The sequence below is a fragment of the Microbacterium sp. UFMG61 genome, assembly GCF_015354505.1.
In the GTDB taxonomy this organism is placed as follows: Bacteria; Actinomycetota; Actinomycetes; order Actinomycetales; family Microbacteriaceae; genus Microbacterium.
Window position 1 is genome coordinate 1 of the sequence record NZ_JACAFP010000014.1, and the last position, 25,153, is coordinate 25,153.

Below are 25,153 nucleotides of genomic sequence, written 5' to 3' on the forward strand. Positions count from 1 at the left end.
TGTACTCCGCGTCGCGCATGTTCTCGGCGCTCGCCGAGCAGGGCTTCGCGCCGAAGATCATGACGAAGAAGTCGAAGAGCGGCGTTCCCGTCATGGCGCTTCTCGCCTCGACGATCGGCGGCCTCATCGCCACCCTCGTGAACTTCTTCACCCCCGGCTCGGGCATCTTCGACTTCATCATGAACTCGGCAGGGCTCGTCGCCCTGTTCGTGTACGTCTTCATCGCGCTGACCCAGTGGCGGCTGCGCCAGAACATGACACCCGAGGAGGTCGCGAACCTCAAGCTGAAGATGTGGCTCCACCCGTGGCTCAACATCGTGCTGATCGCCTGCATCGCCGCTGTGCTCGTGATCATGCTGACGACCGAGGGCGGACGCACCCAGGTCTGGACGAGCCTCATCGCCACCGGCGTGCTCGTGCTGTTCTGGCCGCTCGTGCGCCGGAACCTGAAGAAGCGCAACGCCGCGCACGCGGCAGAGATCTCGGGAAGCGACGCCGTCGCGACCTGAACAGACGTCCGGTCGCGACTCAGGTCGGGGGATCACGAGTCGCGACCGGCACACCTTTCCAACGAAGGAGAAGCAGATGGCTGAGATCACTCGTGACGTCCTGATCATCGGAGCCGGAGCCGCGGGGCTCACCGCAGCGAACGACCTGCGCACGGCGGGCCTGTCGGTCGCAGTGCTCGAGGCGCGTGACCGCGTCGGTGGCCGACTGTGGACCGACGTCATCGAGGGCGCGATGCTCGAGATCGGCGGCCAGTGGGTCTCGCCCGATCAGGATGCCCTCAAAGACACGATCGCGGAGCTCGGTCTCGAGACCTACAGCCGCTACCGCGAGGGCGACAGCGTCTACGTCGGCCCGGACGGCACCGTGCACCGCTTCACCGGCGAGATGTTCCCGGTGTCCGCCGAGACCGAGGCCGTCATCGCCGAGATCACCGCGCTGCTCGACGACATGGTGGCCGAGATCGACCCGGACCGGCCGTGGGAGCACCCGATGGCCGAGGAATGGGACCACGTCACGTGGGACGCCTGGCTGCGTCAGCAGACCGACGACGACGAGGCCGTGCGCAACCTCGCCTTCGCGACCGGCTCGGCGATGCTCACCAAGCCGACCCACACGTTCTCGCTGCTGCAGTCGCTGCTGATGGCGGCATCCGCCGGCTCCTACTCGAACCTCGTCGACGCCGACTTCATCCTCGACAAGCGCGTCGTCGGCGGTCTGCAGCAGGTGCCGATCCGTCTCGCCGAGCGTCTGGGCGACGACGTGCACCTCAACCAGCCGGTGCGCACACTCGAGTGGGCGCAGGACGGCGTCGTCGCCACGACCGACGATCACACCGTGCGCGCGCGCTTCGCGATCCTCGCGCACGCGCCCGTGCTCTATGACCGCATCTCGTTCGTGCCGCCGTTGCCGCGACGTCAGCACCAGCTGCACCAGCACCTGTCGATGGGCTTCGTGATCAAGGTGCACGCCGTCTACGACCGTCCGTTCTGGCGCGAGCAGGGTCTCAGCGGTACCGCGTTCAGCCCCTACGAGCTGTCGCACGAGGCGTACGACAACACCAACCACGGCGACGAGCGCGGCACGCTGGTCGGCTTCGTCAGCGACCAGAACGCGGACGACCTCTTCGAGCTGTCGGCCGAGGAGCGCAAGGAGCGCATCCTCGAGTCGCTGTCGCACTACTACGGTCCCGAGGCCAAGAACCCGGTCGTCTACTACGAGAGCGACTGGGGCACCGAGGAGTGGACCCGCGGCGCATACGCCGCGAGCTTCGACATGGGCGGTCTCCACCGCTACGGCGCCGATCTGCGTGCCGCGGTCGGTCCGATCCACTTCGCGTGCAGCGACATGGCCGGCGCCGGATACCAGCACGTCGACGGCGCCATCCGCATGGGCCGTCTCGCGGCCGCGAACATCGTCGAGTCGGCTCGCGCAGGCGCGACGGTCGAGGCCGGCTGATGGCCGCATCGATCGTCGTCGGCTACACGGCGACGGATTCGGGGGCGGATGCCGCGGCGCTCGGCGCCCGGCTCGCCCGCAGCCTCGGCGCGGTGCTGCACCTGGTGATGGTGCTGCCGTTCGAGGGCACCCGCAGCGCGGCCGTGCCACCGGAGCGCGCCTACGAGGACCACCTCCGCCGTCAGGCCACGCAGTGGCTCGAAGAGGCCGTCGTGGGTCTGCCTCAGGAGCTGATCCGCAGCGGCCACGTGCGATTCGCGGAGTCCTTCGCCGAGGGGCTCATCGCCGCGGGCGAGGAGTTCGGTGCCCGGCTGATCGTCGTCGGCGCAGCGGGTGGCAGCCTGTTCGGTCGCCACCGTCTCGGCAGCGTGGCGTCCGAGCTGCTGCACTCGTCGACCATCCCGGTCGCGCTGGCACCGGCGGGCACCGCCGGGCAGGACGACCATGTGCTGCCCCGCGTGACGGCCGCCATCGGCACGCGCCCCGGAGCCGACAACCTCCTCGACGAGGCCGCAGCGCTCGCGGGCGACGCCGGAGTCGGCCTGCGTCTCGTGTCGCTCGTGCCCTTCGACGTGCCTCCCGGACTCGACACCGGCGCGATCCGCGTCGTGGGCGAGACCCATGCGCACGAGGTGCTCGCGGTCGCCCAGGAGATCCTTCCCGACGAACTCGGCGCCGTGATCGAAGAGGCTCCCGGTGACACCGTCGAAGATGCGGTGTCGAACCTCTCGTGGCAGCCCGGCGAGGTCGTCCTCGTGGGCTCCAGCAGGTTGGCGCAGCCGCGCCGGCTGTTCCTCGGCTCGACCGCGGCGAAGATGCTGCACGAGCTGCCCGTTCCCATGATCGTCGTCCCGCGCACCCGCGCCGAAGCAGGAGACCGCTGATGAGCAGCTCGAATCGGGCGACGGAGCCCGTGTCCGGTGTCACGACCGGCATCTCCCAGAAGGGGCTGAGCGCGGGGGCCGTCGGCGTTCTCGGAGCCGTCGTCATCGGCGTCTCGACGATCGCCCCGGCCTACACGCTCACCGCCTCGCTCGGACCGACCGTGGCCGAGGTCGGCACGCAGGTGCCCGCGATCATGCTCGTCGGCTTCATACCGATGCTGCTGACGGCCTTCGGCTACCGCGAGCTCAACCGCATGATGCCCGACTCCGGCACCTCGTTCACCTGGGGCGTGCGCGCCTTCGGTCCCTGGATCGGCTGGATGACGGGATGGGGCCTGATCGCCGCCACCGTGATCGTGCTGTCGAATCTCGCCGGCATCGCCGTCGAGTTCCTGTTCCTGCTCATCGCTCAGCTGACGGGCAATGCCGCGATCGCGGACCTCGCCTTCAACCCGATCATCAATGTGGTCGTCTGCCTGCTGTTCATGCTCGGGGCCACTCTCGTGTCGTACCGCGACATGCAGACCACGCAGAAGTTCCAGTACATCCTGGTGGGCTTCCAGGTGCTCGTGCTCGTCGTGTTCGCGACGGTCGCGATCGTCAAGGCCGTGTCGGGCGACGCCCCCGAGCCCACGGCGTTCTCGTGGTCGTGGTTCAACCCGTTCGAGGTGCCGAGCTTCAGCGCCTTCGCGGCCGGCCTCTCGCTGTCGATCTTCATCTTCTGGGGCTGGGACGTCGTCCTGACCATGAACGAGGAGACCAAGGACCCGGCCAAGACCCCGGGGCGCGCCGCCATGGTCACCGTCGTGGTCGTCGTCGCCCTCTACCTGCTGCTCGCGATCGGTCTGATCATGTTCGCCGGTGTCGGCTCGGGGGAGTACGGCCTCGCGAACGAGGGCATCTCCGCCAACGTGTTCTTCGCGCTGTCGGACCCCGTGCTCGGACCCCTCGCGTTCCTCGTCTCGCTGGCCGTGCTGTCGAGCTCGGCGGCATCGCTGCAGTCGACAGCCGTGGGACCGGCTCGCACGCTGCTCGCGATGGGCCACTACGGTGCGCTGCCGAAGAAGTTCGCTCGCGTCAGCCCGCGCTTCTTCACTCCCGGCTACGCGACGATCGTGTCGGCCGTGGTGGCATCCGTGTTCTACGCCGTGATGCGCCTGGTGAGTGAGAACGTCCTGACCGACACGATCCTGTCGCTCGGCATGATGATCTGCTTCTACTACGGCCTCACCGCGTTCGCGTGCGTGTGGTATTTCCGCAAGCAGTGGTTCGACTCGGCGCGGAGCTTCTTCTTCACGTTCCTGTTCCCGCTCGTCGGCGGCGGCATCCTCGCCGTGCTGTTCGTCACGACCCTCATCGACTCGATGGACCCCGCCTACGGCAGCGGATCGAGCATCGGCGGCGTGGGGCTCGTCTTCGTGCTCGGCGTCGGCATCATCGGCGTCGGGATCGTCGTCATGATCTGGCAGGCGATCAAGCGCCCCGCCTTCTTCCGCGGTGAGACGCTCGGCGTCGACGCACCGCCGAGTCTCCGCCGTCGCTGACGGTCCGCGACTCGCGAACCCCGCCGTACTCCCTCACAGAAAGAGAACCCATGAGCACTCAGACAGAGCAGGCGCTGCTCGACAGCATCCCCACCGGCCTCTTCATCGGCGGCGAGTGGATCGACGGCGAGACCGGCGGCACCTTCGACGTGCACGACCCGGCGACGGGTGCGGTGATCCGCACGATCGCAGACGCGACGCCCGGTGACGGCATCCGCGCTCTCGATGCGGCGGTCGCGGCGCAGGATGCCTGGGCGGCCACCGCCCCGCGCACACGCAGCGAAATCCTGCGGCGGGCTTTCGATCTCGTGCAGGAGCACAAAGAGGATCTCGCTCTGCTCATGACCCTCGAGATGGGCAAGCCGCTCGCCGAGGCGCGCGGCGAGGTCGCCTACGGAGGCGAGTTCCTGCGCTGGTTCAGCGAGGAGGCCGTGCGCATCAGCGGCCGCTACGGCATCAACCCCGAGGGCACCGGCCACATGGTCGTCTCGCAGCGGCCGGTGGGTCCGTCGTTCTTCGTGACGCCGTGGAACTTCCCGTTCGCGATGGCGACCCGCAAGATCGCCCCCGCGCTCGCGGCGGGTTGCACCGTGGTGATCAAGCCCCCGGCACTCACGCCGCTCACGACGATCTTCTTCACGTCACTGCTCGAGAAGGCCGGGCTGCCCAAGGGTGTCGTCAACGTCGTGCAGACGTCGAAGTCGTCGGCGCTCTCGGCACCGATCATCGCCGACCCGCGGCTGCGCAAGCTGTCGTTCACCGGCTCGACCGAGGTCGGCCGCAAGCTCATCGCCCAGGCGGCCGAAGGCGTGCTGCGGGTCTCGATGGAGCTCGGCGGCAACGCCCCGTTCGTCGTGTTCGACGACGCCGACCTCGACAAGGCCGTGGACGGCGCGCTGGCTGCGAAGTTCCGCAACATCGGCCAGGCATGCACCGCGGCGAACCGCTTCATCGTGCACAAGGACGTCGCGGGCGAGTTCGCGAAGCGCGTCACCGAGCGCGTGAATGCCATGAAGATCGGTCGCGGCACCGAAGAGGGCGTCGCGATCGGACCGCTCATCGACGAGGATGCCGTCGCCAAGGCCGGCGAGCTGGTCGATGACGCGGTCGAGCGTGGCGCGACCCTGCTCGCGGGCGGAAAGGCGCTCGAGGGCACCGGCACGTTCTACGAGCCGACCGTTCTGACCGACGTCGTCGCCGGGTCTGCGATCCTCCGCGAGGAGATCTTCGGACCGGTTCTCGCGATCGCGACGTTCGACACCGAAGACGACGCCGTGCGCCTCGCGAACGACACCGAGTACGGGCTCGTCTCGTACGTGTTCACCGAGAACCTGCAGCGCGGTCAGCGGATGATCGACAGGCTCGAGACCGGCATGATGGGGCTCAACGTGGGCGTGGTGTCGAACGCCGCAGCTCCCTTCGGCGGCGTCAAGCAGTCGGGCGTCGGTCGTGAGGGCGGTGCCGAGGGCATCCACGAGTACCTGTCCACCAAGTACACGCTGATCCCGGTCTCCTGACCGACACCTCCGGTCTGGGTCCCTGAGCCTGTCGAAGGGCCCAGACCGACAACATGAGAGGACTCGACATGACCGATTACGCCGTCATCAACCCCGCCACAGGAGAGACGCTGGCATCCTTCGACACGTTCACGGATGCGCAGATCGACGAGGCCGTGGCCGCCGCCGACGAGGCGCACCGCGAGTGGTCGCGGTCGTCGACCGTGGCCGAGCGCGCCGCTCTCGTGCGCCGCGCGGCCGAGCTGCACCGTGAGCGCCGTGAGGAGCTCGCCGACGTGTTCGTACGCGAGATGGGCAAGCCCCGCGAGGCCGCGCTCGGAGAGGTCGACTTCGCCGCCGACATCGCCGAGTACTATGCCGATCAGGCCGAGGCGATCATGGCCGACCAGCCGATCGCGATCCTCGGCGAGGGCTCTGCCGTCATCCGGCGGTCGTCGCTCGGGCCGCTCGTCGGCATCATGCCGTGGAACTTCCCTGCGTACCAGATCGTGCGCTTCGCGGCGCCGAACCTGATCGTCGGCAACACGATCCTGCTCAAGCCCGCACCGCAGTGCCCGGAGTCGTCGACCGCGATCGAGGCGATCTACCACGACGCCGGTTTCCCGAAGGGGGCGTACCAGAACGTCCTCGCGACGAACGATCAGATCGCCGACATGATCGCCGATCCGCGCGTCGCGGGCGTCTCGCTCACGGGGTCCGAGCGCGCGGGTGCCGCGGTCGCCGAGATCGCCGGGCGAAACCTCAAGAAGGTCGCGCTCGAGCTCGGCGGGTCCGACCCGTTCATCGTGCTGTCGACCGATGATCTCGACGCCACGGTGCAGGCCGGAGTCGACGCGCGTCTCGACAACAACGGGCAGGCGTGCAACGGCGCGAAGCGCTTCATCATCGTCGACGGTCTGTACGACTCGTTCGTCGAGAAGTTCACCGCGGCGATGGCATCCGTGACGGCGACCGACCCGATGCTCGACGACACCGTGCTCGGCCCGGTCTCGTCCGAGACGGCGGCGGAGAACCTGCAGAAGCAGATCGACCAGGCCGTCGAGCAGGGGGCGACGCTGCTCACCGGCGGTACCCGCGAGGGGGCGTTCTTCGCTCCGACCGTGCTCGCCGACGTGACGCCTGAGATGAACGTCTACCGCGAGGAGCTCTTCGGTCCCGCGGCGGTCGTCTACCGGGTCGCCGATGAGGACGCCGCGGTCGCCCTGGCGAACGACACCACCTTCGGCCTCGGCTCCTACGTCTTCACGACCGACGCCGAGCAGGCCGAGCGCGTCGCCGATCGGATCGAGGCGGGCATGGTCTACGTCAACCTCGTGCTCGCCGACAGTCCGGAGCTGCCCTTCGGCGGCATCAAGCGCAGCGGCACGGCCCGCGAGCTCGGCCACCTCGCGGCCGACGAGTTCGTCAACAAGAAGCTCATCCGCATCGGCTGAGCGATCGCAGCGCAGGAGGGGCGGATGCGCACTGCATCCGCCCCTCTCGCGTCGTACCCGTGGTGACGCGCCCAGAGTTCGTGCTCAGTCCGTCGTCTGACCGAGGTAGGCGAGCACGGCGAGCACACGGCGGTTGACGCCCGAGCCCGATGCGACGCCGAGCTTCGTGAAGATGGTGTTGATGTGCTTCTCGACGCCGCTCTGGCTCACGAACAGTCGCTCGGCGATGGCCGCGTTGCTGTGCCCTTCGGCGATCAGCTCGAGCACCGTGCCTTCGCGCTCGCTCAGCTCGGCCATGCGCGGATCGGGACCTGCGCGGTCGGCGATCAGACGCCGGATCACCTCGGGGTCGAACGCGACCCCGCCCTCGGCCACCCGCACGATCGCGTCGAGGAAGCCGGCGATGTCGGACACGCGGTCTTTGAGCAGATAGCCGACGCCGCCGCGACCGTCGAGCAGTTCACTGGCATAGCGCCGCTCGACGTGCTGCGACAGCACGAGAACCGAGACACCGGGATGCTCGTGCCTGATGCGCAGCGCCGCACGGATGCCCTCGTCGACGAAGTCGGGCGGCATCCGCACGTCGACGATCACGAGGTCGGGCTCTTCTGCGGCCAGCGCTGTCATGAGCGCATCCGCATCGGAGACCGAGGCGCTCACCTCGTGCCCTTCGGCCACCAGCAGCTGCACGATGCCCTCGCGCAGCAGCGTGGAATCCTCGGCGATCGCTATCCGCACGGGATCACCGCCTCGATCACGGTCGGGCCGCCGACGGGACTGTGCACGTGCAGTCGCCCGTCGCGCGCGGCCACGCGTGAGGCGATGCCTGACAGGCCGGTGCCCGAGGCATCCGCTCCGCCGACTCCGTCGTCTTCGATCGTCATGGTGAGCGTCTCGGGCGCAGTGCGGACGCGGATGCCGATGGTGCTCGCCTGCGCGTGCTTGATCGCGTTGGTCACGGCCTCGCTCGCCACGAAGTAGGCGGCGGTCTCGACGGCGCGATCGCAGATCGCCGTGCCGTCGACCCCGCCCTCGATCTCGAGAGTCACCGGCATCGCCACGCGGTCGCGAAGAGCCTCGAGCGCCGCGACGAGACCGTCGCGTTGCAGCATCTCGGGATACGTTCGCCAGGCCACATCGCGCAGATCATCGAGGATGTGCTGCGTCTCGGCGCGTGCGCCGCTCAGCAGACGGCGCGCCTCGTCGGTCTCGGCCCGTTCCACGCGGGCCAGCAGGATCGACAGCGCCACCACCCGCTGCTGCACGCCGTCGTGGATGTCGCGCTCGATGCGCCGCCGCTCGGCATCCACCGCCGCCACCACCTCGTCGAGTGTGGTGTGCAGCCGCACGACCTCCTGCGAGAGCTCTCCGGCCCCCGGCCGCTGGAACGACTGCCATACCCGCCGCTCGAGCCAGGCGATGCCGCCGATGCCCGAGAGGGCGAGGAACAGGAGCACGAGACCGGGGATCACGAAGAGTCCCACGGTCGCCCAGGTGACCCTGCCCGGGCGTGCGCTGAACAGGGCGACGGGACCGCCGGTTGCTGCGGCGACGAGCATCTGGACGCCGACCACGATGCCCGCGCCGATGAGGATCAGGATGCACAGCACGACGAGCTGCAGCAGGGCAGACAGGGCGAGCAGTCCGCGCAGCCGCGGTGCGCGGGGCGGCGTGCGGCGGGGGATGCCGTCGATCCAGGTCAGGCGCGCGGCCACCGAGCGCACGACCGCCGGTGCCGGCCGCCGCGGGGCGGTGGCCACGGCGATCAGCGTGGGGACGAGCATCCCGATGCCGGCGGCCGTGCCACCCAGCATCCGCACCGCATCCCGCGTGATCGAGCGCGGGGGCGCCGAGGCGTCGGTGGGGGACGTCATCTCTCCATTGTGCCGTGCGACCCGGTGATCGCCGCGTCGGGCAGGTCGTCGGGCTCGATGTCCCGCGCCGGTTCGGGGTTCGTGGCCCGCGAGTCTTCGACGTCGGTGCCTTTCACGCGCTGCCGAACCCGCGCCACCAGGAACAGCGACACGACCACGATCACCGCGCCGATCACGAGCACCTGCAGACCGTCGGCGTACTGCTCGATGCGATGCCACTGCTCGCCGAGCAGGAAGCCGGCCATGACGAACACGGTGTTCCAGATCGCACTGCCGGCCGCGGTGAGCAGGGTGAATTTCGCGAGCGGCATCCGCTGGACCCCGGCGGGGATCGAGATCAGGCTCCGGAAGATCGGGATCATGCGGCCGAAGAAGACCGCCTTGGCTCCGTGCCGCGCGAACCACTCCTCGGTCCGGTCGACGTCGCTGACCTTCATCAGCGGCATCCGGTCGACGATGCGGCGCAGCCGTACGGGGCCGAGCCAGGCGCCGAGTCCGTACAGCGCGAGCGCGCCCACGACCGAGCCGACCGTGGTCCAGACGAGTACCTCCCACAGCACGATCGTGCCCTGGCTCGCGGTGAAGCCCGCGAGCGGCAGCACGACCTCGCTCGGGATCGGCGGGAACAGATTCTCGATCGCGACGGCGACGCCGGCGCCGATGCTGCCGAGCGCTTCCATCAGGCCGATGGCCCAGTCCGCGAACACGTTCAGGTTGTCAGAGGCCGCCATGCTGTCGACGCTACGCAGACGCGCGGATGCCGTCACTGCGGCTGCCCGTCGTCCCCGGTGCGGAAAACCGTAAAGCTGTGCGCCTCGCCCTCTACAGATGCAGCGGCTCGCTTCGACATCTGATCGATCCCGACCCCGGAACCCGGGCGTAGGTTGGAAGCATGGCAACCGTCGCAGCGAACATCGTCAAGACCCTCCGCGCCAACGGGATCGACCGTGTCTACGGCCTTCCGGGTGACTCCCTCAACGGATTCACCGACGCACTCCGCAAAGACGGGAGCATCCGATGGGTGCACGTGCGGCATGAGGAATCGGCGGCGTTCGCGGCGGCGGCTGATGCCTCGCTGACCGGCGACCTCGCGGTCGTCGCCGGCTCGTGCGGCCCCGGAAACCTGCACCTCATCAACGGTCTGTATGACGCGAACCGCTCGCGCGTGCCCGTGCTCGCGATCGCGGCCCACATCCCGACCACGGAGATCGGCACGGGGTACTTCCAGGAGACCCACCCGCAGGAGCTCTTCCGCGAGTGCAGCGTCTACGTCGAGTACGTCGCCGACCCCCAGCAGATGCCGCGTCTGCTCGAGATCGCGATGCGCGCGGCCATCGAGCGGCGCGGTGTCGCGGTGCTCGTGATCCCGGGCGATGTCGCGCTCGCCGAGATCGCCGACGACCGAGCCGTGGTCATCGAGCGCACGCGCCCGGTGATCGTGCCGAGCGGCGACGAGCTCGAGCGCGCGGCGACCCTGCTCAACGCCTCGAAGAAGACCACGATCCTCGCGGGTGCGGGAGTCGAAGGCTCGCACGACGAGGTCATCGCTCTGGCCGACCGGCTCGGTGCGCCGATCGTGCACGCCCTGCGGGGCAAGGAGTTCATCGAGTACGACAACCCGTTCGACGTCGGCATGACCGGGCTTCTCGGGTTCGCCTCGGGCTACCGGGCCATGGAGGCTGCCGACACGCTGCTGGTGCTCGGCAGCGACTTCCCGTACGAGCAGTTCTACCCCGAGCACGCCACGACGATCCAGGTCGACATCCGCGGCTCGCAGCTGGGCAAGCGGCATCCGCTCGACCTCGGTCTCGTCGGAGACGTCGGGGCGACGGCCGCCGCCCTGCTGCCGCGCCTCGCCGAGAAGAGCGACCGCGACCACCTCGACGACTCGACGGCGCACTACCGCAAGACGCGCGCGAAGCTCGACGACCTCGCGACCCCGACCAAGGCGGGCCGCCCCATCCACCCGCAGTACCTCGCCCGGCTGCTGAACGAGCAGGCGGCGGATGACGCGATCTTCACCGCCGATGTGGGATCGCCCACGGTGTGGGCGGCGCGCTACCTGTCGATGACCGAGAACCGGCGCCTGATCGGGTCGTTCACGCACGGATCGATGGCGAACGCGCTGCTGCACGGCATCGGCGCTCAGGTGTCGCATCCCGATCGTCAGGTCGTGGCCCTCGCGGGCGACGGCGGGCTCGCGATGATGCTGGGCGAGCTGCTGACCCTCACGCAGAACGGGCTGCCCGTGAAGACGATCGTGGTGAACAACTCATCGCTGAACTTCGTCGAGCTCGAGATGAAGGCAGCGGGATTCGTGAACTACGGCACCTCGCTGGACAACCCGAGCTTCGCGGCGATCGCCGAGGCCATGGGCATCTTCGCCCGACGGGTCGAGAACAGCGAAGACCTGCCGGATGCCGTGCGCGAGGTGCTCGAGCACGACGGCCCCGCCCTGCTCGACGTCGTCACCGAGCGGCAGGAGCTGTCGATGCCGCCGGCGATCGAGGCCGCGCAGGTCAAGGGCTTCGCGCTGTACGCGATCCGCACGGTCATGTCGGGCAAGGGCGACGAGCTGCTCGACCTCGCGCGCGCCAACTGGCGTCAGCTCCTCTGAGGCGCTGACTCCGACACCCGCTCGGGAGGAGAACTCACGTTCGGGAGGAGAGTTCCCCGCGAACCCTCCTCCCGAGGCGGAGATCTCCTCCCCGACGGGTGAGCGCACGAGGCGATGCGGCGCTGACGCCTGTGCCCGAAGCGCGACTCAGCTGTCGAGCAGCGCCCGCACCTCGGCGGCCTCGACGTGACGGCCGAGGCCCTCGAGCACGTCGCCCAGCTCGAGCGCCGACACCTGTCGCAGCGGCGGGTGGGCCTCGGCGTGGTCGATCGCCGAGCGGTAGATCGGAACGGCATCGCCGGCACGCTCACCGCCGGCGAGCAGACGCGCGGCGAACAGCTCCGAGCCCCCCGCCGACCCCGCATCTCCCAGTGCGGCGAAGCCGTCGGCCGCTGTCAGTGCCGCGGCGACGGCCTCGTCCGTGCGTCCGAACTCGGCGAAGGCGCGACCGCGTGAGTCGGTGACTTCCGCGAGCAGCCATCCGGCCTCATGCTCCTGCGCGAGCGCGGCCACCTCGTCGAAGAGGGCGAAGGCCCGCTCGTCCTGGCGTGCGCCGTACGCCTGACCCAGGTTGTGCAGCACGTCGACGAGCGCGCCCACGGCCTCGGGAGCCTTGCGCGCGATGTCGGATGCCGCTTCGAGCGACTCGATCGCATCGTCGTTCTCATCGAACCGGGCGAGGATCCTGGCCCGCTCGGTCAGCGCGACGGCGTGGTCGGCGTGCTCCTCAGCCTCGCCGAACAGCTCGGCGGCGTATCCGAACGCACCGACGGCCTGTCCGAACTCCCCGGACGAGGCGAGGGCGCGGGCCAGCAGCGATGCGGTCATGCCGCGCGATGCGGCGGAGACCTCTGCCTGCTCCTCGCGCTCGAGCACCTGGCCGAACAGCTCGGCCGCCTCGTGGGCGTCACCGGCCGCGAGCATGGCGCGTGCCAGACGGAAGTCCGCTCCGGTCAGGTCGCCGCCCTCCTGTGCCACGAGCCGCGACGTCACGCGGTAGCGGGTGACGGCCTTCTCGGGGTCTCCGGCGTCCTCCCACAGCGCCCCGGCGAGCAGATGCGCAGAGGCCAGTGCCTTCGTCGCACCGAGTCCGGCGAGCAGGCGGCAGGCCTCGTCGGCATCCGCGGCGCCGTCGGCGAACGCCTCGGTGCCGCCGCGTACTCGTGCGCGGGTCTGCAGCGCCTGTGCGCGGTGTCCGACGCTGAGATCGTCCTGCGCGAGCAGACGGTCGAGCAGGGCGGATGCCGCCTCGATGTCGCCCTTCTGCAGCACGGCCGCGATCGCGACGAGCGTCGTGGTGTTCGCGAGACGGGAGTCCTCGGCCTCGGCGAACGCGCGAGCGGCGAGCTCGGCGAGGTCGAGCGCGGCATCCGGTTCTTCGGCGTGCATGTGCAGCGAGGCGCGACTGATCGCGAGGTCACCGCGCGACCATGCCGGCAGCGCATCCGACGCCTGCAGCTCGTGTTCGAGGGCGGCGGCGGCCTCGGGGGTGTTCAGCCCGAAGGTCGCGAGGCCCAGGCGCTGTTCGAGGTCGGCCTGCTCGTGCATGCCTGCGGCCCTGAGCGCGTCGATACGGGCGGGAAGCAGCTCGAGGGCCTCTGCGGCGCGATCGAGCGCGATCAGGATGCCGAGGCGCATCGACATGAGCTGTGCGAGCTTCGCGGGGTCGTCGACGGCGAGAGCGTGGGGAAGCGCCTGCAGGGTCTCGTGCTCGGCGCCGAACTGCGCCAGGTCCATGACCCGGTCGAACCACGCATCGGCGTCGGACGGGGTCGCGGCGTCGGCCGTGGTGATGAAGGCGTCCGACCGGATCGGCACCTCGTAGTGCTCACCCGCGAGCGCGCGGATGCGGGCGAGGCTGCGGGCATGACCGTCGGTGCCGTCGCGGTGATCGAAGTCGGCACCGATGCGTTCGGCCGTGGCCCATGCTGCGGCCGCGAGCTCGGACGCCGTCCACGATCCGTCATGCTGCCCGAAGAACGGCGCCAGTGCCGGAGACTCCGCGCCGCGGACCGGGGTGTCGCCGTGACCCGCATCGGCGACCCGATCGAGCGCGAAGGCGAAGGCGGCGAGAGCGGCGAAGTGCGCGTCGACGTTCAGCCCGTCGTGTGCGAGCCATGCGATGTGGCGCTCGACCAGCGAGAGCGCCCTGGCCTCGTTGCCGGTCACGGCGGCGAACACGATGTTGTTCGCGACGATGCGCAGGTTGTCGGGGTTGTCCTTCGCGAGACGGTAGCTGCGCAGGTGCGCGCTCTTCGCCTCGTCGACACGGCCCGCGCGCAGGTAGGGGAGCAGCACGCGTGAGAGGGCGTGCTCGGGCTCTTCGCCGCACGAGAAGCCGCCCTCGAGCATCTCCTCGACCAGGCGGATCGCCTCGGCGTCGCGATCGGTCTCCGCGAAGAAGCCCGCGAACTGGCTGCGCCCGCACGCGTCGCAGTGGCTGTGCTCGTCGCGCGGGGTGGCCTCGAGGCGCACGCGCAGCGATTCGGCGTCGTCGAGGCGGCCGGCGTCCCAGGCATCCTCGAACCGGGCCGTGAGCACTCCGCTCAGCCCGAGTCCCGCCGTGCGGTAGTGCGACTCCATGTCGTCGAGCACCGCCGCGATCTGCTCGACCGAGAAGGCCGGCGACGAGCGCAGTGCCGAGGCCATCCACTTGAACTGCCACATGAGGTCGGCCCCGCCGTAGTCGAGGTCGGCGGGAAAGCGCTGCGGATCGGCGTCGTGGCGGGCGAGGCACCACGCGAACGAGTTCAGCATCACATCGGTGGCGCCGTTCATGTTCGCCGACGCCGTCTGGCGCATCCGTGCCTGGTACTCGAGCTGCTCATCGCCGATCTCCACGGCCAGAGCGACGGCCTCCGCCACGAGCGCCTGCTCGGCGGGACCCCACGGGGTGCGGTCGATCTCGTCGACGAGCTGCTGGAAGCGCTTCTTCGGGCGGGCCATGATCGTGTCCCTTTCAGGGGGTCAGAGCGCGTCATCGAAGGGGATCGCGTCCTCTTCGATGCCGGCCGAGAGTGAGACGAGGTCGGTGAGCGCCGTGGTCATCAGGGCGCGGTCGGCATCGGAGAGCGGGTGGTGGCCCGCGAGCAGCGCCTGGATGTAGAGCAGCTGCACGGTCCGCGCGAACACGGCGTCGTCCTGCACGCGCACGAGCGCACGCACGACCCGGTTCGACCAGTTGAGGCACAGACGCGCGGTCGGATCGTCGTCGCGCGCGGTCGAGAGGGTGCTGTCGATACGGTCGAGCACCCCGCCCCAGAGCGATCCGGTGATGCCCTTGGTTCGTCCGCGGTCGATGCGGCGCAGCACCTCGGGATCCGCGACGTACAGCGCGGCGAGGTCGGGTCTGTCGATCGAGCGCACGGTCACCGAGCAGTCGGATGCCGCGAGCACGTCGCCCGCGCGCGCCTCGAGCGCCACCGCGAGGTCGCGGTCGTCGAGCGGGGGAGGGTCGAGCCGGTCGAGCTCGCCCGTCACGTCGACGGCCTCGACGGTGAGCTGCGGATACAGGTCGGGGAGCATCCGCACCAGGTCGGCGTCGTAGAGGTAGCCGCCGTTCACGAGCACCTCGGAGCCGGGCGAGATCCCCGCCACCTGGCGGAACTCGTCGACCGTCGCGGCGTAGCGCACGTGCGGGAACCGCTCGACGAGATCACCGATGCGCAGGGTGCCGTGCGTCGTCTCGAGGGTGAGCCAGCGCGTGATGAACCGGGCGAGCTCGCCGTCGTGTCGCACGAGCGATTTGAGGCCGACCTCGTGGATCGCGACGAACTGCGCGAGGCGGTGCGGCTCGCGCAGACCCAGCTCGAGCACCCATCGGCGGATGCCGGCGCCGAGCTGCTCCCGAACGCGTTCGAGTGCCGCGTCGTCGACGAGCGACTCCCGGCTGGCGGTCGGCGCGAGACCGGTCGAGTCGACCACGGCGCGCACGAAGAACGTCCAGTCGGGCAGCACGTCGTCGACGCGTTCGGCGAGGAGCATCCGGCCCAGGTACATGCGGGTCGCCTGGCGTGCGCCGGGCGGCGGGGCGTAGGGGAGCACGTAGGCGAGGCCGCGCGTGCCGGTTGCGGGCTCGGTCAGCTCGATCACGTCGAGCGGCGATGCTCCGAGCAGGTCGCGGCCGTACTCCACCGCCTCGTCGGGTCTCTCGGCGGCGTCGAGGAAGGGAGCGCGGCGCGTGACGTCGATCTCGCCGTTCGGGGTGTCGATCGTAACGCGCACCGGAAGGAACTCGGCGAAGCTCGTCGCGAGCTCACGCACCGCGGCCGGGCGCAGCAGCTCGTCGGCGTCGAAGCGGGGCACGAGGTGCACGCTCGTGCCGACGGGCAGGTCGTCGTCGATCTCGACCACGCGGAACGTGCCGTCGGCACTGCCCGTCCATTCCACGGCGGAGCCGCCTCGGGCGCTGCGCGAGCGGATCACGATGGTGTCGGCGACCATGAAGCAGCTGAGCAGACCGATGCCGAACTGGCCGAGATAGTCGCTGCGGGGCAGGTCGAAGATGTCTCGCTTCGAGCTGCGGCCGACGGTGGCGAGCAGATCGGCGACCTCGCTCGCTGTCAGACCCACGCCGTCGTCGCGCAGCACGAACTCGGGGGAGGTGTCGCTGAGCGGGGTTATCCGGATGCGTCCGCCCTCGCCATCGACCTCGCGGCGCGCCGTGACGGCGTCGCGGGCGTTCTGCAGCAGCTCGCGCAGGTACACCCGAGGGCTCGAGTAGATGTGACGACTCAGCAGGTCGACGACCCCGCGCAGATCCACCTGGAACTGCTGCACGTCAGCACTCACCCGCATCCCCCTCCCGTCGGACCCGCTCGAGCCTAACAACAACACGGATGCGGCCGCCGGTTCGGAACCGGCCGAGGGATGCCGTATGCTTGACCAGCAGTTGTTGTCTGCATTCTTTCGCCGTGCCCCGGTCCTTGCAATCCGGTTTCGGTGGCAGGATGAAGACGACACCCCGAGACCACCGGTCTCTAGGGCGGTAGCTCAATTGGCAGAGCAGCGGTCTCCAAAACCGCAGGTTGCAGGTTCGATTCCTGTCCGCCCTGCGCGTCAGCGCACGCTGACACACGAAAGGTACATTCAGGATGGATCAGGACGAACCGCGCGGCGATGTCGTCGCGGCCGGCGCCACCCGCGAGAAGAAGCGCGGGCCCCTCGGCTTCTTCGGGAGCATCGCCCTGTTCTTCCGTCAGGTCATCGCAGAGCTTCGCAAGGTCGTCACCCCGACCCGCAAGGAGCTGGTCAAGTTCACCGCGGTCGTGCTGGTCTTCGTTCTGATCGTCATGGGCATCGTCTACGGACTGGACACCTTGTTCGCGTGGGTGACGCACATTGTTTTCGGAGTTCCCGGCGCCTGATGCCCTTGCGGCTCGTGCCGCAATGATTGGAAAGAAACAACGTGTCTGAACGATATTCCGACGACGCCGACTGGGCGACCGCCGCTGAGCAGTCCAGCGAAGAGGACGAGGCCCAGGAGGGCAACGTCCTCGCAGCCGAAGAGCGTTCCGTCACGTCGGCCGAGCACGTCGCCCTCCACATCGAGGACGTCGACGGCGAGGACGACGACAGCACCGACGATGACACCGACATCGAAATCGACGACCCGGAGGCTGACGCGATCGTGAACGACGCTCTCAACCTGGACGAAGCGGCTGAGTCTGAGGCTGCCGCTGAGGTCCTCAATGATTCTGTGGCGGAAGAGACCGCCGAGCTCGAGGCCGCCGAGGCCGACGAGGTCACCCCGTACGACGGCCCCGACCTCGGCGCCGACGACGAGCAGACTGACGACGAGTCCGACGACGACGCCGAGGAAGACCCCTACGAGGCCTTCCGCATGGACCTGCGCATGCTCCCGGGCAAGTGGTACGTCATCCACTCGTACGCCGGCTTCGAGCGCAAGGTCAAGGCGAACATCGAGCAGCGCAAGTCGACGCTCGAGGTCGAGGACGAGATCTACCAGATCGAGGTCCCGATGGAGGACGTCGTCGAGATCAAGAACGGCCAGCGCAAGATGGTCACCCGTGTGCGCATCCCGGGCTACGTGCTCGTGCGCATGGAGCTCACGGAAGACACCTGGTCTGTCGTGCGCCACACCCCGGGTGTCACCGGCTTCGTGGGCAACGCCCACAACCCGACGCCGCTGCGCTTCGAAGAGGCCTTCAACATGCTGAAGTCGCTCGTCGAGGTCAAGGACGCGCCGACCGCCAAGAACATCGCGTCGAAGGGCGGCGTCGCCGTCGCCCGTCCGCTGCCCGCCGAGGTCGACTTCGAGATCGGCGAGACCATCACGATCAAGGAGGGCTCGTTCGCGGGTCTTCCCGGTTCGATCAGCGAGATCAAGCCGGAGAGCGGCAAGCTCACCGTGCTCGTCTCCCTCTTCGAGCGCGAGACCCCGGTCGAGCTGTCGTTCGACCAGGTCACCAAGATGCTCTGACAGCGGGTCACTGAGCCTGCCGACGTGCACGAGAACGGCCGCCCCGGTTCGGGGCGGCCGTTCTCGCGTTTCCGGAGCGTCGACGGATCAGGTAGACTCATGTGGTTTGTGTGCCGCTTCGGCGTGCGCGCAGACGACCGCAGCCCGGAGATGCCGGGTTCGCGGGAGAGCGGATGCAACCGGCATCCGTTCGATGAAAGGAAGAGGATATGGCACCGAAGAAGAAGGTGACCGGCCTGATCAAGCTTCAGATCAACGCCGGTGCAGCCAACCCGGCGCCGCCGATCGGCCCCGCGCTCGGTCAGCATGGCGTCAACATCATGGAGTTCTGCAAGGCGTACAACGCCGCGACCGAGTCGCAGCGCGGCAACGTCATCCCCGTCGAGATCACCGTCTACGAGGACCGCAGCTTCACCTTCGTCCTGAAGACCCCGCCTGCTGCGGAGCTCATCAAGAAGGCTGCCGGCGTGCCCAAGGGCTCGTCGACGCCTCACACGGTCAAGGTCGCGAAGATCACCAAGGACCAGGTCCGTCAGATCGCCGAGACCAAGCAGGCCGACCTGAACGCGAACGACATCGAGGCTGCCTCGAAGATCATCGCCGGAACCGCCCGTTCCATGGGCATCACGGTCGAGGGCTGAGGAGAATAATCATGGCTACGAAGTCCAAGGCTTACAAGGCTGCCGCCGAGAAGATCGAGGCAGACCGTTTCTACACTCCCACCGAGGCAGTCGCCCTCGCCAAGGAGACCGGCTCGTCGAAGTTCGACTCGACCGTCGAGGTCGCGCTGAAGCTCTCGGTCGACCCCCGCAAGGCAGACCAGATGGTGCGCGGCACCGTCATCCTGCCCCACGGCACCGGTAAGACCGCCCGCGTCATCGTCTTCGCCACCGGCCCCGCGGCCGAGGCAGCGATCGCCGCAGGTGCAGATGAGGTCGGCGGCGCCGAGCTCATCGAGAAGGTCGCCGCAGGCTGGACCGCGTTCGACGCGGCCGTCTCGACCCCGGAGCTCATGGGCCAGGTCGGTCGTCTCGGAAAGGTCCTGGGTCCGCGTGGACTCATGCCGAACCCGAAGACCGGCACCGTGACCCCGAACACGGCCAAGGCCGTCGAGGAGATCAAGGGCGGAAAGATCGAGTTCCGCGTCGACAAGCACGCCAACGTGCACTTCGTCGTCGGCAAGTCGTCGTTCTCGGCTGAGCAGCTCGACGAGAACATCGGCGCAGCGCTCGAGGAGATCGTCCGCCTCAAGCCGTCGAGCTCGAAGGGCCGCTACATCCAGAAGGGTGCCGTGTCGACCACGTTCGGCCCCGGCATCCCGCTGGACGTCAACTCCATCTGAGTGTGATTCCGGAAAGGCCCCCGCGACTGCGGGGGCCTTTTCTGCATCCCCGATCGACATCCGACGTCATGAGATGTGGGATGCCGGCGACAGTCCACGTACTGTAGGTGAGTTCCGCGCCACAGCAATCGCGCCTCACCGCACCCCAGGAGGGTACCCATGTCCCGTCGCCTCATCGCCGTCACCGCGCTCGTCGTCACCGCCGCCGCAGCGCTCACCGGATGCAGCGGAAGCACCGCACCCGCCGAGAGCAGCTCGAGCGCAGAGGGCTCCGGCAGCGACCTCGGTCTGCTCAAGGACGGCGTGCTCACGGTCGCGACCGAGGGGACCTACCGTCCCTTCAGCTTCCACGACGAAGACGGCGCGGGTGACCTGACCGGCTTCGACGTCGAGATCATCGAGGCCGTGGCCGAGAAGCTCGACCTCGACATCGAGTTCCAGGAGACCCAGTGGGACGCGATCTTCGCGGGCCTGGATGCCGGACGCTTCGATCTGATCGCGAACCAGGTCAGCATCAACGACGAGCGCGAGGCCAAGTACCTCTTCAGCACCCCGTACACCGTGTCGCCGGGTGTGATCGTGGTCGCCGAGGACGACGACTCGATCTCGTCGTTCGACGACCTCGCAGGCAAGACCACCGCCCAGTCGCTCACCAGCAACTGGTACGAGCTGGCCACCGAGTCGGGCGCGACGGTCGAGGGCGTCGAGGGATGGGCGCAGGCCGTCGAGCTGCTGCGCCAGGGGCGCGTCGACGCGACCGTGAACGACAAGCTGACCTTCCTCGACTACGAGACCACCAACAGCCCGTCCGGGCTGAAGATCGCGGCCGAGACCGACGAGGCCGGCGAGCAGGCGTTCGTCTTCACCAAGGACAAGACCGACCTGGTCGAGGCGATCGACGGCGCCCTCGAAGAGCTGCGCGCCGATGGCACGCTCGCCGAGATCAGCGACACCTACTTCGGCGAAGACGTCACGCAGTAGTCCATGGAGAACCCCTGGCAGCTGTTCCTCGACTCGCTCGGGCCCATCGCCCTGGCGGGTGTGACGGTCACGGTGCCGTTGGCGCTGCTGTCGTTCGCGCTCGGGCTGGTGATCGCGATCCTCGTCGCCCTGATGAGGATCTCGGTCAACCCGATCGTGTCGGGTGTCGCGCGGTTCTACATCTCGGTGATCCGCGGCACCCCGATGCTCGTGCAGCTGTTCGTGATCTTCTACGGCCTGCCGTCGATCGGCGTGACACTCGACCCGTGGCCGAGCGCGGTCATCGCCCTCTCGCTCAACGTCGGCGGGTACGCCGCCGAGGTGGTGCGGGCGGCGATCCTCTCGGTGCCGAAGGGGCAGTGGGAAGCCGCGTACACGGTGGGCATGAACCGCACGCGCACCCTCACGCGCGTGATCCTGCCGCAGGCTGCGCGGGTCTCGGTGCCGCCGCTGTCGAACACGTTCATCTCGCTGGTGAAGGACACGTCGCTCGCGTCGCTGATCCTCGTGACCGAGCTCTTCAAGGTGGCCCAGCAGGTCGCTGCGGCGACCCTCGAGTTCATGGTCGTCTATCTGGCGGCCGCCCTGGTCTACTGGGTGATCTGCCTCGTCCTGTCCTTCGGGCAGAGCGCGCTCGAGAGGAGGCTCGACCGTCATGTCGCTCGCTGATCACACGTCGACGGCCGACCGGCTGCTGACCGCCCGGGGACTCCGCAAGAGCTTCGGCGACAACGAGGTGCTCCGCGGCATCGACCTGACCCTGCACCGGGGAGAGGTGGTCGTGCTGATCGGCCCGAGCGGCTCCGGTAAGACCACGGTGCTCCGCGCGCTCAACGGCCTGGAGACGCCGGATTCCGGCGAGATCGTCGTCGCCGGCGGACCCGACATCGACTTCGCCCCGACCGAGAGGGTGCCGGCGCGCGTGCAGAAGCAGAAGCGGCTGGCTCTGCGAGACCGGTCGGCGATGGTCTTCCAGCATCACAACCTCTTCCCGCACCTCACGGTGCTGCAGAACGTGATCGAGGGTCCCTGGCGCGTGCAGGGTCGCCCGAAGGCCGAGGTCGTCGCCGAGGCGCAGACGCTTCTCGCGCGGGTGGGGCTGGCGGACAAGGCGGATGCGCGGCCCCACGAGCTGTCGGGCGGACAGCAGCAGCGGGTGGGCATCGTGCGCGCGCTGGCGCTGCGGCCCGATCTGCTGCTCTTCGACGAGCCGACCAGTGCGCTCGATCCTGAGCTGGTCGGCGAGGTGCTGCTCGTCATCAAGGAACTCGCCGACGACGGATGGAGCATGGTCGTGGTGACGCACGAGCTGAGCTTCGCCCGCGAGGCCGCCGACCATGTGCTGTTCATGGACGGCGGGGTCGTGATCGAACAGGGCCCGCCGGCGCGGCTCTTCGGTGCGCCGCAGCACGAGCGCACTCAGCGCTTCCTCACCCGCATCCTCCGCCCGCTCGACGGGGACTGACCCGTCGCAGAGGTCGGGTCTCAGCCGCCCAGCACCGGCAGCACGAGGCTGATCGCGATCGCGATCATGACGACCGCGATGACCCCGTCGAGGATCCGCCACGAGCGTTCGGTGCGCAGCCACCGGCCGAGATGGCGGGCGCCGAATCCGAGGGCGGTGAACCACAGGAGGCTCGCGGCGATCGCACCCGCCGCGAACAGCCAGCGGTCATCGCCGTGGGTCGCCGCGATCGACCCGAGCATGAGCACCGTGTCGAGGTAGACGTGCGGGTTCAACCAGGTGAGGGCGAGGACCGTGAGCAACACGGGCGCGAGAGCGGTGCGGGTCGCGGTCATCGCGCTCGTCGCAGCAGCCGACGGCACGGATGCCGTGGCGGCAGGCGTGTCATCCACGCGCAGCTCCTCTCCGCCTCGCAGTGCGCGGCGCGCGGCAAGGATCCCGTAGACGAGCAGGAACGCGGCCCCCGCCCATCGGGCGACCACGACGAGCCACGGGGCCGCCGCGATGACGACTCCCAGCCCCGCGACCCCGGCGGCGATCAGCAGCGCATCGGAGAGTGCGCACACGATGACCACCGGGAGCACGTGCTCTCGTCTGATTCCCTGGCGCAGCACGAAGACGTTCTGTGCGCCGATGGCGATGATGAGGGAGAGGCCGAGTCCGAGACCCGAGAACACGGAGAGCATGGGTCAAACGTAGGGAGGGAACCATCGACAGCGCCAGCGAAGATTCCTTGTGAACCATTAGCCTGGCTTATGTGAAGATCGATCCGGAGCTCGCCTCCACCGTGGCGGCCGTGGCTGACGAAGGCACGCTCGACGCGGCGTCTCGCGTGCTGCAGATCACGCCCTCGGCGGTCAGCCAGCGACTCAAGACGCTCGAGCAGCAGCTCGGTCGGGTGCTGGTCGTCCGCTCGAAGCCCGCGCGGCTGACGGAGGCGGGGGAGGCGGTCGTGAGGCTCGCCCGTCAGGTCGAGCTGCTCGAGCACGACGCGCTCGGCGGCCTCGGGCTCGACGGCGATGCGCCCCGCATCCGCATCCCGCTCGCTGTCAACGCCGACTCGATGGCGACCTGGTTCCTGCGACCGATCGCCCGTCTGTCGGCGGTGCACGACATCGATGTCGACCTGCATCGTGACGATCAGAACTTCACCGCGCGTCTGCTCGAGTCGGGCACGGTCATGGCGGCGGTCACCAGCGAGCAGACGCCCGTGGCGGGATGCTCCGTGACCCCGCTCGGGGTGCTGGAGTATCGGGCGATGGCGGAGGCGGGCTTCGCCGAGCGCTGGTTCCCCGAGGGGGCGACGCCCGCGGCTCTCGCAGCCGCGCCGTTCGTCGACTTCGATCGGCGTGACACGCTGCAGCACGAATGGCTGCGGACCAGGGGAGTGGCGGCTCAGGGCGTGCCGCGACACTACGTGCCGGCATCCCATGACTTCGCGCTCGCGGTGCGGCTGGGACTCGGATGGGGGATGGTCCCCCTGCTGCAGAACGATGACGCCCTCGTGCCGCTCGGCGGCGATCCGGTGCGGGTCGCTCTGTACTGGCAGCAGTGGAATCTGCGTTCCGACCTGCTCGACACGATCGCGGCCGAGGTGGCGGCGGAGGCCGCCCGAGTGCTCGTGCGCTGACTCGGCGGAGATGGTCGGAGTATCACCTGATGAGCGGTCATTTCTACTGAATGAATGTTCAATCGATATATGAATAACCCTTGTGATCGGCCATTATCTCGATAAGGATGGCTCGCAACACCTGAGTACGTGGATGCAGGTCGCGGAGGGCGACCATTCCCAGGCATCCGCGAGCGCCGATTCCTGAGGGGGAACGCACATGGCTACGAACGACACGCGACGCAAAGTTCTGGCGGTTCTTGCGGGAGGGGTGGTGCTCGGCGTCGGCGTCGGCGTCACGCTCGCCGCATGGAACGACTCCGAATTCGCGACCGGAACATTCACGGCGGGTTCGTTCAACCTCGAAGGTTCGACGACGAGCGCCACCGCCGACTACGCCGACCACAATGTCGATGACGGCGACGCCGCCGCGTCGCTCGTCTTCCAGCTGCCCGAGGTCGCGGCGTCGATGTCGCCCGGCGATGTGGTCTACGCGCCGTTCTGGGTGCGCCTCGACAGCACCACCACGAACGACGCCACGCTCATCCCGGCGGGCATCACCGCGGGGAGCGGCGGAAACGAGCCCCACCTGTCGTACACGGTGACCGCCATCGATCCGGGGGACGCGTGCGACGCCACGGCCACCGGCACCGTGGTCGCCTCGGGTGCGACGTTGAGTGCGCAGACGGGCGCCACCTCTGTGCCGTTGGCGCAGGGGGCGACCGCCGGAACGCCCGGCACGCCGGTGCAGCTGTGCTTCGCGGTCACCGCCGGCGCAGGACTCGAGCAGGGTGAGACCGCCGTCGCGACGTGGGAGTTCACCGCCACCTCCATCGACAACTGATCATGGCTGACACCCGCAGCGGCATGCGGGAGGCGAAGCGGCTGCGCTCCCGCCGGATACGTGCCCTGCTCGCAGCCGGGCTGGTGTTCGGCGTGGGCGCGACCATGACCCTCGCCGCCTGGAACGACTCGGAGTACGGCAGCACGACGTTCACGGCGGGCCGATTCGACATCGTCGGCGCCACGGACGGCACGACGTTCTCGAGTCACCCGGTCGGCACACCCGCCGCCCTCACCTTCACCGCGCCGTTCAACGCCATGGTCCCCGGCAGCACCGTGTACTCGCTCTTCAGCGTGCGGACGGCGAACCCGTCGGTCGCGGGCTCTCTGCAGCTGAACGTGGCCTCGACCACGGGCACGGGGCTCGCGACGTTCCTGCGATACGGCGTCCGCACGATCGCCGGGACCGCGTGCAACGCCACGACCTACGCGGCCGGAACCTCGGTCGTCCCCGACAACTCCGCGATGAACACCGCCGGAACGGTGACGCAGGCGGTCGCAGCGAACTCCGGATCGACCGCGAACTACTGCTTCGCGGTCTCGCTTCCCGCCGCCACCGACAACACGGCGCAGGGACTCACCGCCGTGCAGACGTGGCAGATCCTCGGAACCGCATCCTGAGGTCGACCGAGGAGGT

Annotated in this window: 22 protein-coding genes, 1 tRNA gene and 1 pseudogene; 18 read left to right on the top strand and 6 right to left on the bottom strand. The window is 68.9% G+C overall.

Annotated features, from left to right (window positions below; all coding sequences use genetic code 11):
- The 6 genes and pseudogenes from IXW21_RS15870 to IXW21_RS15895 all read left to right on the top strand — a co-directional run.
- Window positions 1–509, top strand: a pseudogene (locus IXW21_RS15870) (amino acid permease); the annotation flags it as partial.
- A 76-nt stretch (window positions 510–585) separates the two neighbouring features.
- Window positions 586–1,965, top strand: a complete 1,380-nt coding sequence (locus IXW21_RS15875) for a flavin monoamine oxidase family protein (RefSeq protein WP_194765218.1) — start codon at window positions 586–588, stop codon at window positions 1,963–1,965.
- Window positions 1,965–2,849, top strand: a complete 885-nt coding sequence (locus IXW21_RS15880; protein WP_194765219.1) for a universal stress protein — start codon at window positions 1,965–1,967, stop codon at window positions 2,847–2,849. The genes IXW21_RS15875 and IXW21_RS15880 overlap by 1 nt, the downstream gene beginning before the upstream one ends.
- Entirely contained in the window at window positions 2,849–4,393 is a 1,545-nt protein-coding gene (locus tag IXW21_RS15885; RefSeq protein ID WP_194765220.1) for an APC family permease, read from the top strand. Before IXW21_RS15880 ends, IXW21_RS15885 begins: the two co-directional genes overlap by 1 nt.
- Window positions 4,394–4,443: 50 nt before the next feature.
- Window positions 4,444–5,910 (top strand): NAD-dependent succinate-semialdehyde dehydrogenase, encoded by a 1,467-nt coding sequence (locus tag IXW21_RS15890; RefSeq protein WP_194765221.1) that lies wholly within the window; start codon window positions 4,444–4,446, stop codon window positions 5,908–5,910.
- Window positions 5,911–5,978: 68 nt separating this feature from the next.
- Window positions 5,979–7,343 (top strand): NAD-dependent succinate-semialdehyde dehydrogenase, encoded by a 1,365-nt coding sequence (locus IXW21_RS15895; RefSeq protein ID WP_194765222.1) that lies wholly within the window; start codon window positions 5,979–5,981, stop codon window positions 7,341–7,343.
- An 84-nt stretch (window positions 7,344–7,427) separates the two neighbouring features.
- Here the strand turns inward: IXW21_RS15895 and IXW21_RS15900 are convergent, their stop codons facing one another.
- From IXW21_RS15900 to IXW21_RS15910, 3 genes are read right to left on the bottom strand one after another with little or no spacing between them, the layout of a single operon-like run.
- Window positions 7,428–8,081 carry a response regulator gene (locus tag IXW21_RS15900; RefSeq protein ID WP_194765223.1) on the bottom strand — a complete coding sequence of 218 codons (654 nt, stop codon included), beginning with the start codon at window positions 8,079–8,081 and terminating at the stop codon, window positions 7,428–7,430.
- Window positions 8,072–9,217, bottom strand: a complete 1,146-nt coding sequence (locus IXW21_RS15905; RefSeq protein ID WP_194765224.1) for a sensor histidine kinase — start codon at window positions 9,215–9,217, stop codon at window positions 8,072–8,074. The genes IXW21_RS15900 and IXW21_RS15905 overlap by 10 nt, the downstream gene beginning before the upstream one ends.
- The gene (locus IXW21_RS15910) at window positions 9,214–9,948 is read right to left on the bottom strand and encodes a DedA family protein (RefSeq protein WP_194765225.1); all 735 of its coding nucleotides are present in this window, start codon (window positions 9,946–9,948) and stop codon (window positions 9,214–9,216) included. Before IXW21_RS15910 ends, IXW21_RS15905 begins: the two co-directional genes overlap by 4 nt.
- A 161-nt stretch (window positions 9,949–10,109) precedes the next feature.
- Between IXW21_RS15910 and poxB the strand changes: the two genes are divergently transcribed.
- A complete protein-coding gene (gene poxB / locus IXW21_RS15915) occupies window positions 10,110–11,834 on the top strand; it encodes a ubiquinone-dependent pyruvate dehydrogenase (RefSeq protein WP_194765226.1) in 1,725 nt (574 codons plus the stop codon).
- Window positions 11,835–11,981: 147 nt separating this feature from the next.
- On the opposite strand, the gene IXW21_RS15920 is transcribed toward poxB, so the two are convergent.
- Both IXW21_RS15920 and IXW21_RS15925 read right to left on the bottom strand, forming a co-directional pair.
- A complete protein-coding gene (locus tag IXW21_RS15920) occupies window positions 11,982–14,780 on the bottom strand; it encodes a hypothetical protein (protein ID WP_194765227.1) in 2,799 nt (932 codons plus the stop codon).
- A gap of 21 nt (window positions 14,781–14,801) precedes the next feature.
- Entirely contained in the window at window positions 14,802–16,631 is a 1,830-nt protein-coding gene (locus IXW21_RS15925; RefSeq protein ID WP_194765228.1) for an HSP90 family protein, read from the bottom strand.
- A 184-nt stretch (window positions 16,632–16,815) separates the two neighbouring features.
- Between IXW21_RS15925 and IXW21_RS15930 the strand changes: the two genes are divergently transcribed.
- The 8 genes from IXW21_RS15930 to IXW21_RS15965 all read left to right on the top strand — a co-directional run bounded on the left by IXW21_RS15930 (window position 16,816) and on the right by IXW21_RS15965 (window position 22,064).
- Window positions 16,816–16,888 (top strand) — tRNA-Trp (locus tag IXW21_RS15930).
- Between the two features lie 39 nt (window positions 16,889–16,927).
- Window positions 16,928–17,200 carry a preprotein translocase subunit SecE gene (secE, locus tag IXW21_RS15935; RefSeq protein WP_194765229.1) on the top strand — a complete coding sequence of 91 codons (273 nt, stop codon included), beginning with the start codon at window positions 16,928–16,930 and terminating at the stop codon, window positions 17,198–17,200.
- A gap of 41 nt (window positions 17,201–17,241) precedes the next feature.
- Window positions 17,242–18,276 (top strand): transcription termination/antitermination protein NusG, encoded by a 1,035-nt coding sequence (gene nusG / locus IXW21_RS15940; protein WP_194765230.1) that lies wholly within the window; start codon window positions 17,242–17,244, stop codon window positions 18,274–18,276.
- A 209-nt stretch (window positions 18,277–18,485) separates the two neighbouring features.
- A complete protein-coding gene (gene rplK, locus IXW21_RS15945) occupies window positions 18,486–18,917 on the top strand; it encodes a 50S ribosomal protein L11 (RefSeq protein ID WP_091226625.1) in 432 nt (143 codons plus the stop codon).
- Window positions 18,918–18,928: 11 nt separating this feature from the next.
- Complete coding sequence (gene rplA, locus IXW21_RS15950) at window positions 18,929–19,618, top strand: 50S ribosomal protein L1 (RefSeq protein ID WP_056514047.1); 690 nt, start codon at window positions 18,929–18,931, stop codon at window positions 19,616–19,618.
- A 159-nt stretch (window positions 19,619–19,777) separates the two neighbouring features.
- Complete coding sequence (locus tag IXW21_RS15955; protein ID WP_194765231.1) at window positions 19,778–20,599, top strand: amino acid ABC transporter substrate-binding protein; 822 nt, start codon at window positions 19,778–19,780, stop codon at window positions 20,597–20,599.
- A gap of 3 nt (window positions 20,600–20,602) precedes the next feature.
- Complete coding sequence (locus IXW21_RS15960; protein WP_194765232.1) at window positions 20,603–21,268, top strand: amino acid ABC transporter permease; 666 nt, start codon at window positions 20,603–20,605, stop codon at window positions 21,266–21,268.
- Window positions 21,255–22,064, top strand: coding sequence for an amino acid ABC transporter ATP-binding protein (locus IXW21_RS15965; protein ID WP_194765233.1), 810 nt, complete (start codon window positions 21,255–21,257; stop codon window positions 22,062–22,064). Before IXW21_RS15960 ends, IXW21_RS15965 begins: the two co-directional genes overlap by 14 nt.
- 20 nt (window positions 22,065–22,084) lie before the next feature.
- Here IXW21_RS15965 and lysE read toward each other — a convergent pair whose 3' ends face one another.
- The gene (lysE, locus tag IXW21_RS15970; RefSeq protein ID WP_194765234.1) at window positions 22,085–22,750 is read right to left on the bottom strand and encodes an L-lysine exporter; all 666 of its coding nucleotides are present in this window, start codon (window positions 22,748–22,750) and stop codon (window positions 22,085–22,087) included.
- 71 nt (window positions 22,751–22,821) lie between these two features.
- Here lysE and IXW21_RS15975 point away from each other — a divergent pair, with 71 nt between their 5' ends.
- The 3 genes from IXW21_RS15975 to IXW21_RS15985 all read left to right on the top strand — a co-directional run bounded on the left by IXW21_RS15975 (window position 22,822) and on the right by IXW21_RS15985 (window position 25,137).
- A complete protein-coding gene (locus tag IXW21_RS15975; RefSeq protein ID WP_194765235.1) occupies window positions 22,822–23,694 on the top strand; it encodes a LysR family transcriptional regulator ArgP in 873 nt (290 codons plus the stop codon).
- Window positions 23,695–23,893: 199 nt separating this feature from the next.
- Window positions 23,894–24,517 carry a SipW-dependent-type signal peptide-containing protein gene (locus IXW21_RS15980; RefSeq protein WP_194765236.1) on the top strand — a complete coding sequence of 208 codons (624 nt, stop codon included), beginning with the start codon at window positions 23,894–23,896 and terminating at the stop codon, window positions 24,515–24,517.
- A 2-nt stretch (window positions 24,518–24,519) separates the two neighbouring features.
- Window positions 24,520–25,137 (top strand): SipW-dependent-type signal peptide-containing protein, encoded by a 618-nt coding sequence (locus IXW21_RS15985; protein ID WP_194765237.1) that lies wholly within the window; start codon window positions 24,520–24,522, stop codon window positions 25,135–25,137.
- Window positions 25,138–25,153: the final 16 nt, after the last annotated feature.

Bases quoted from the DNA above. Each gene is read 5' to 3' on its own strand.
- rplK (WP_091226625.1), top strand. From the start codon at position 18,486: ATGGCACCGAAGAAGAAGGTGACCGGCCTGATCAAGCTTCAGATCAAC.
- IXW21_RS15980 (WP_194765236.1), top strand. From the start codon at position 23,894: ATGGCTACGAACGACACGCGACGCAAAGTTCTGGCGGTTCTTGCGGGA.
- secE (WP_194765229.1), top strand. From the start codon at position 16,928: ATGGATCAGGACGAACCGCGCGGCGATGTCGTCGCGGCCGGCGCCACC.
- IXW21_RS15890 (WP_194765221.1), top strand. From the start codon at position 4,444: ATGAGCACTCAGACAGAGCAGGCGCTGCTCGACAGCATCCCCACCGGC.
- IXW21_RS15960 (WP_194765232.1), top strand. From the start codon at position 20,603: ATGGAGAACCCCTGGCAGCTGTTCCTCGACTCGCTCGGGCCCATCGCC.
- IXW21_RS15880 (WP_194765219.1), top strand. From the start codon at position 1,965: ATGGCCGCATCGATCGTCGTCGGCTACACGGCGACGGATTCGGGGGCG.
- IXW21_RS15965 (WP_194765233.1), top strand. From the start codon at position 21,255: ATGTCGCTCGCTGATCACACGTCGACGGCCGACCGGCTGCTGACCGCC.
- poxB (WP_194765226.1), top strand. From the start codon at position 10,110: ATGGCAACCGTCGCAGCGAACATCGTCAAGACCCTCCGCGCCAACGGG.
- IXW21_RS15985 (WP_194765237.1), top strand. From the start codon at position 24,520: ATGGCTGACACCCGCAGCGGCATGCGGGAGGCGAAGCGGCTGCGCTCC.
- rplA (WP_056514047.1), top strand. From the start codon at position 18,929: ATGGCTACGAAGTCCAAGGCTTACAAGGCTGCCGCCGAGAAGATCGAG.
- IXW21_RS15910 (WP_194765225.1), bottom strand. From the start codon at position 9,948: ATGGCGGCCTCTGACAACCTGAACGTGTTCGCGGACTGGGCCATCGGC.
- IXW21_RS15955 (WP_194765231.1), top strand. From the start codon at position 19,778: ATGTCCCGTCGCCTCATCGCCGTCACCGCGCTCGTCGTCACCGCCGCC.
- IXW21_RS15885 (WP_194765220.1), top strand. From the start codon at position 2,849: ATGAGCAGCTCGAATCGGGCGACGGAGCCCGTGTCCGGTGTCACGACC.
- IXW21_RS15875 (WP_194765218.1), top strand. From the start codon at position 586: ATGGCTGAGATCACTCGTGACGTCCTGATCATCGGAGCCGGAGCCGCG.
- lysE (WP_194765234.1), bottom strand. From the start codon at position 22,750: ATGCTCTCCGTGTTCTCGGGTCTCGGACTCGGCCTCTCCCTCATCATC.
- IXW21_RS15920 (WP_194765227.1), bottom strand. From the start codon at position 14,780: ATGGCCCGCCCGAAGAAGCGCTTCCAGCAGCTCGTCGACGAGATCGAC.
- IXW21_RS15905 (WP_194765224.1), bottom strand. From the start codon at position 9,217: ATGACGTCCCCCACCGACGCCTCGGCGCCCCCGCGCTCGATCACGCGG.
- IXW21_RS15925 (WP_194765228.1), bottom strand. From the start codon at position 16,631: ATGCGGGTGAGTGCTGACGTGCAGCAGTTCCAGGTGGATCTGCGCGGG.
- IXW21_RS15895 (WP_194765222.1), top strand. From the start codon at position 5,979: ATGACCGATTACGCCGTCATCAACCCCGCCACAGGAGAGACGCTGGCA.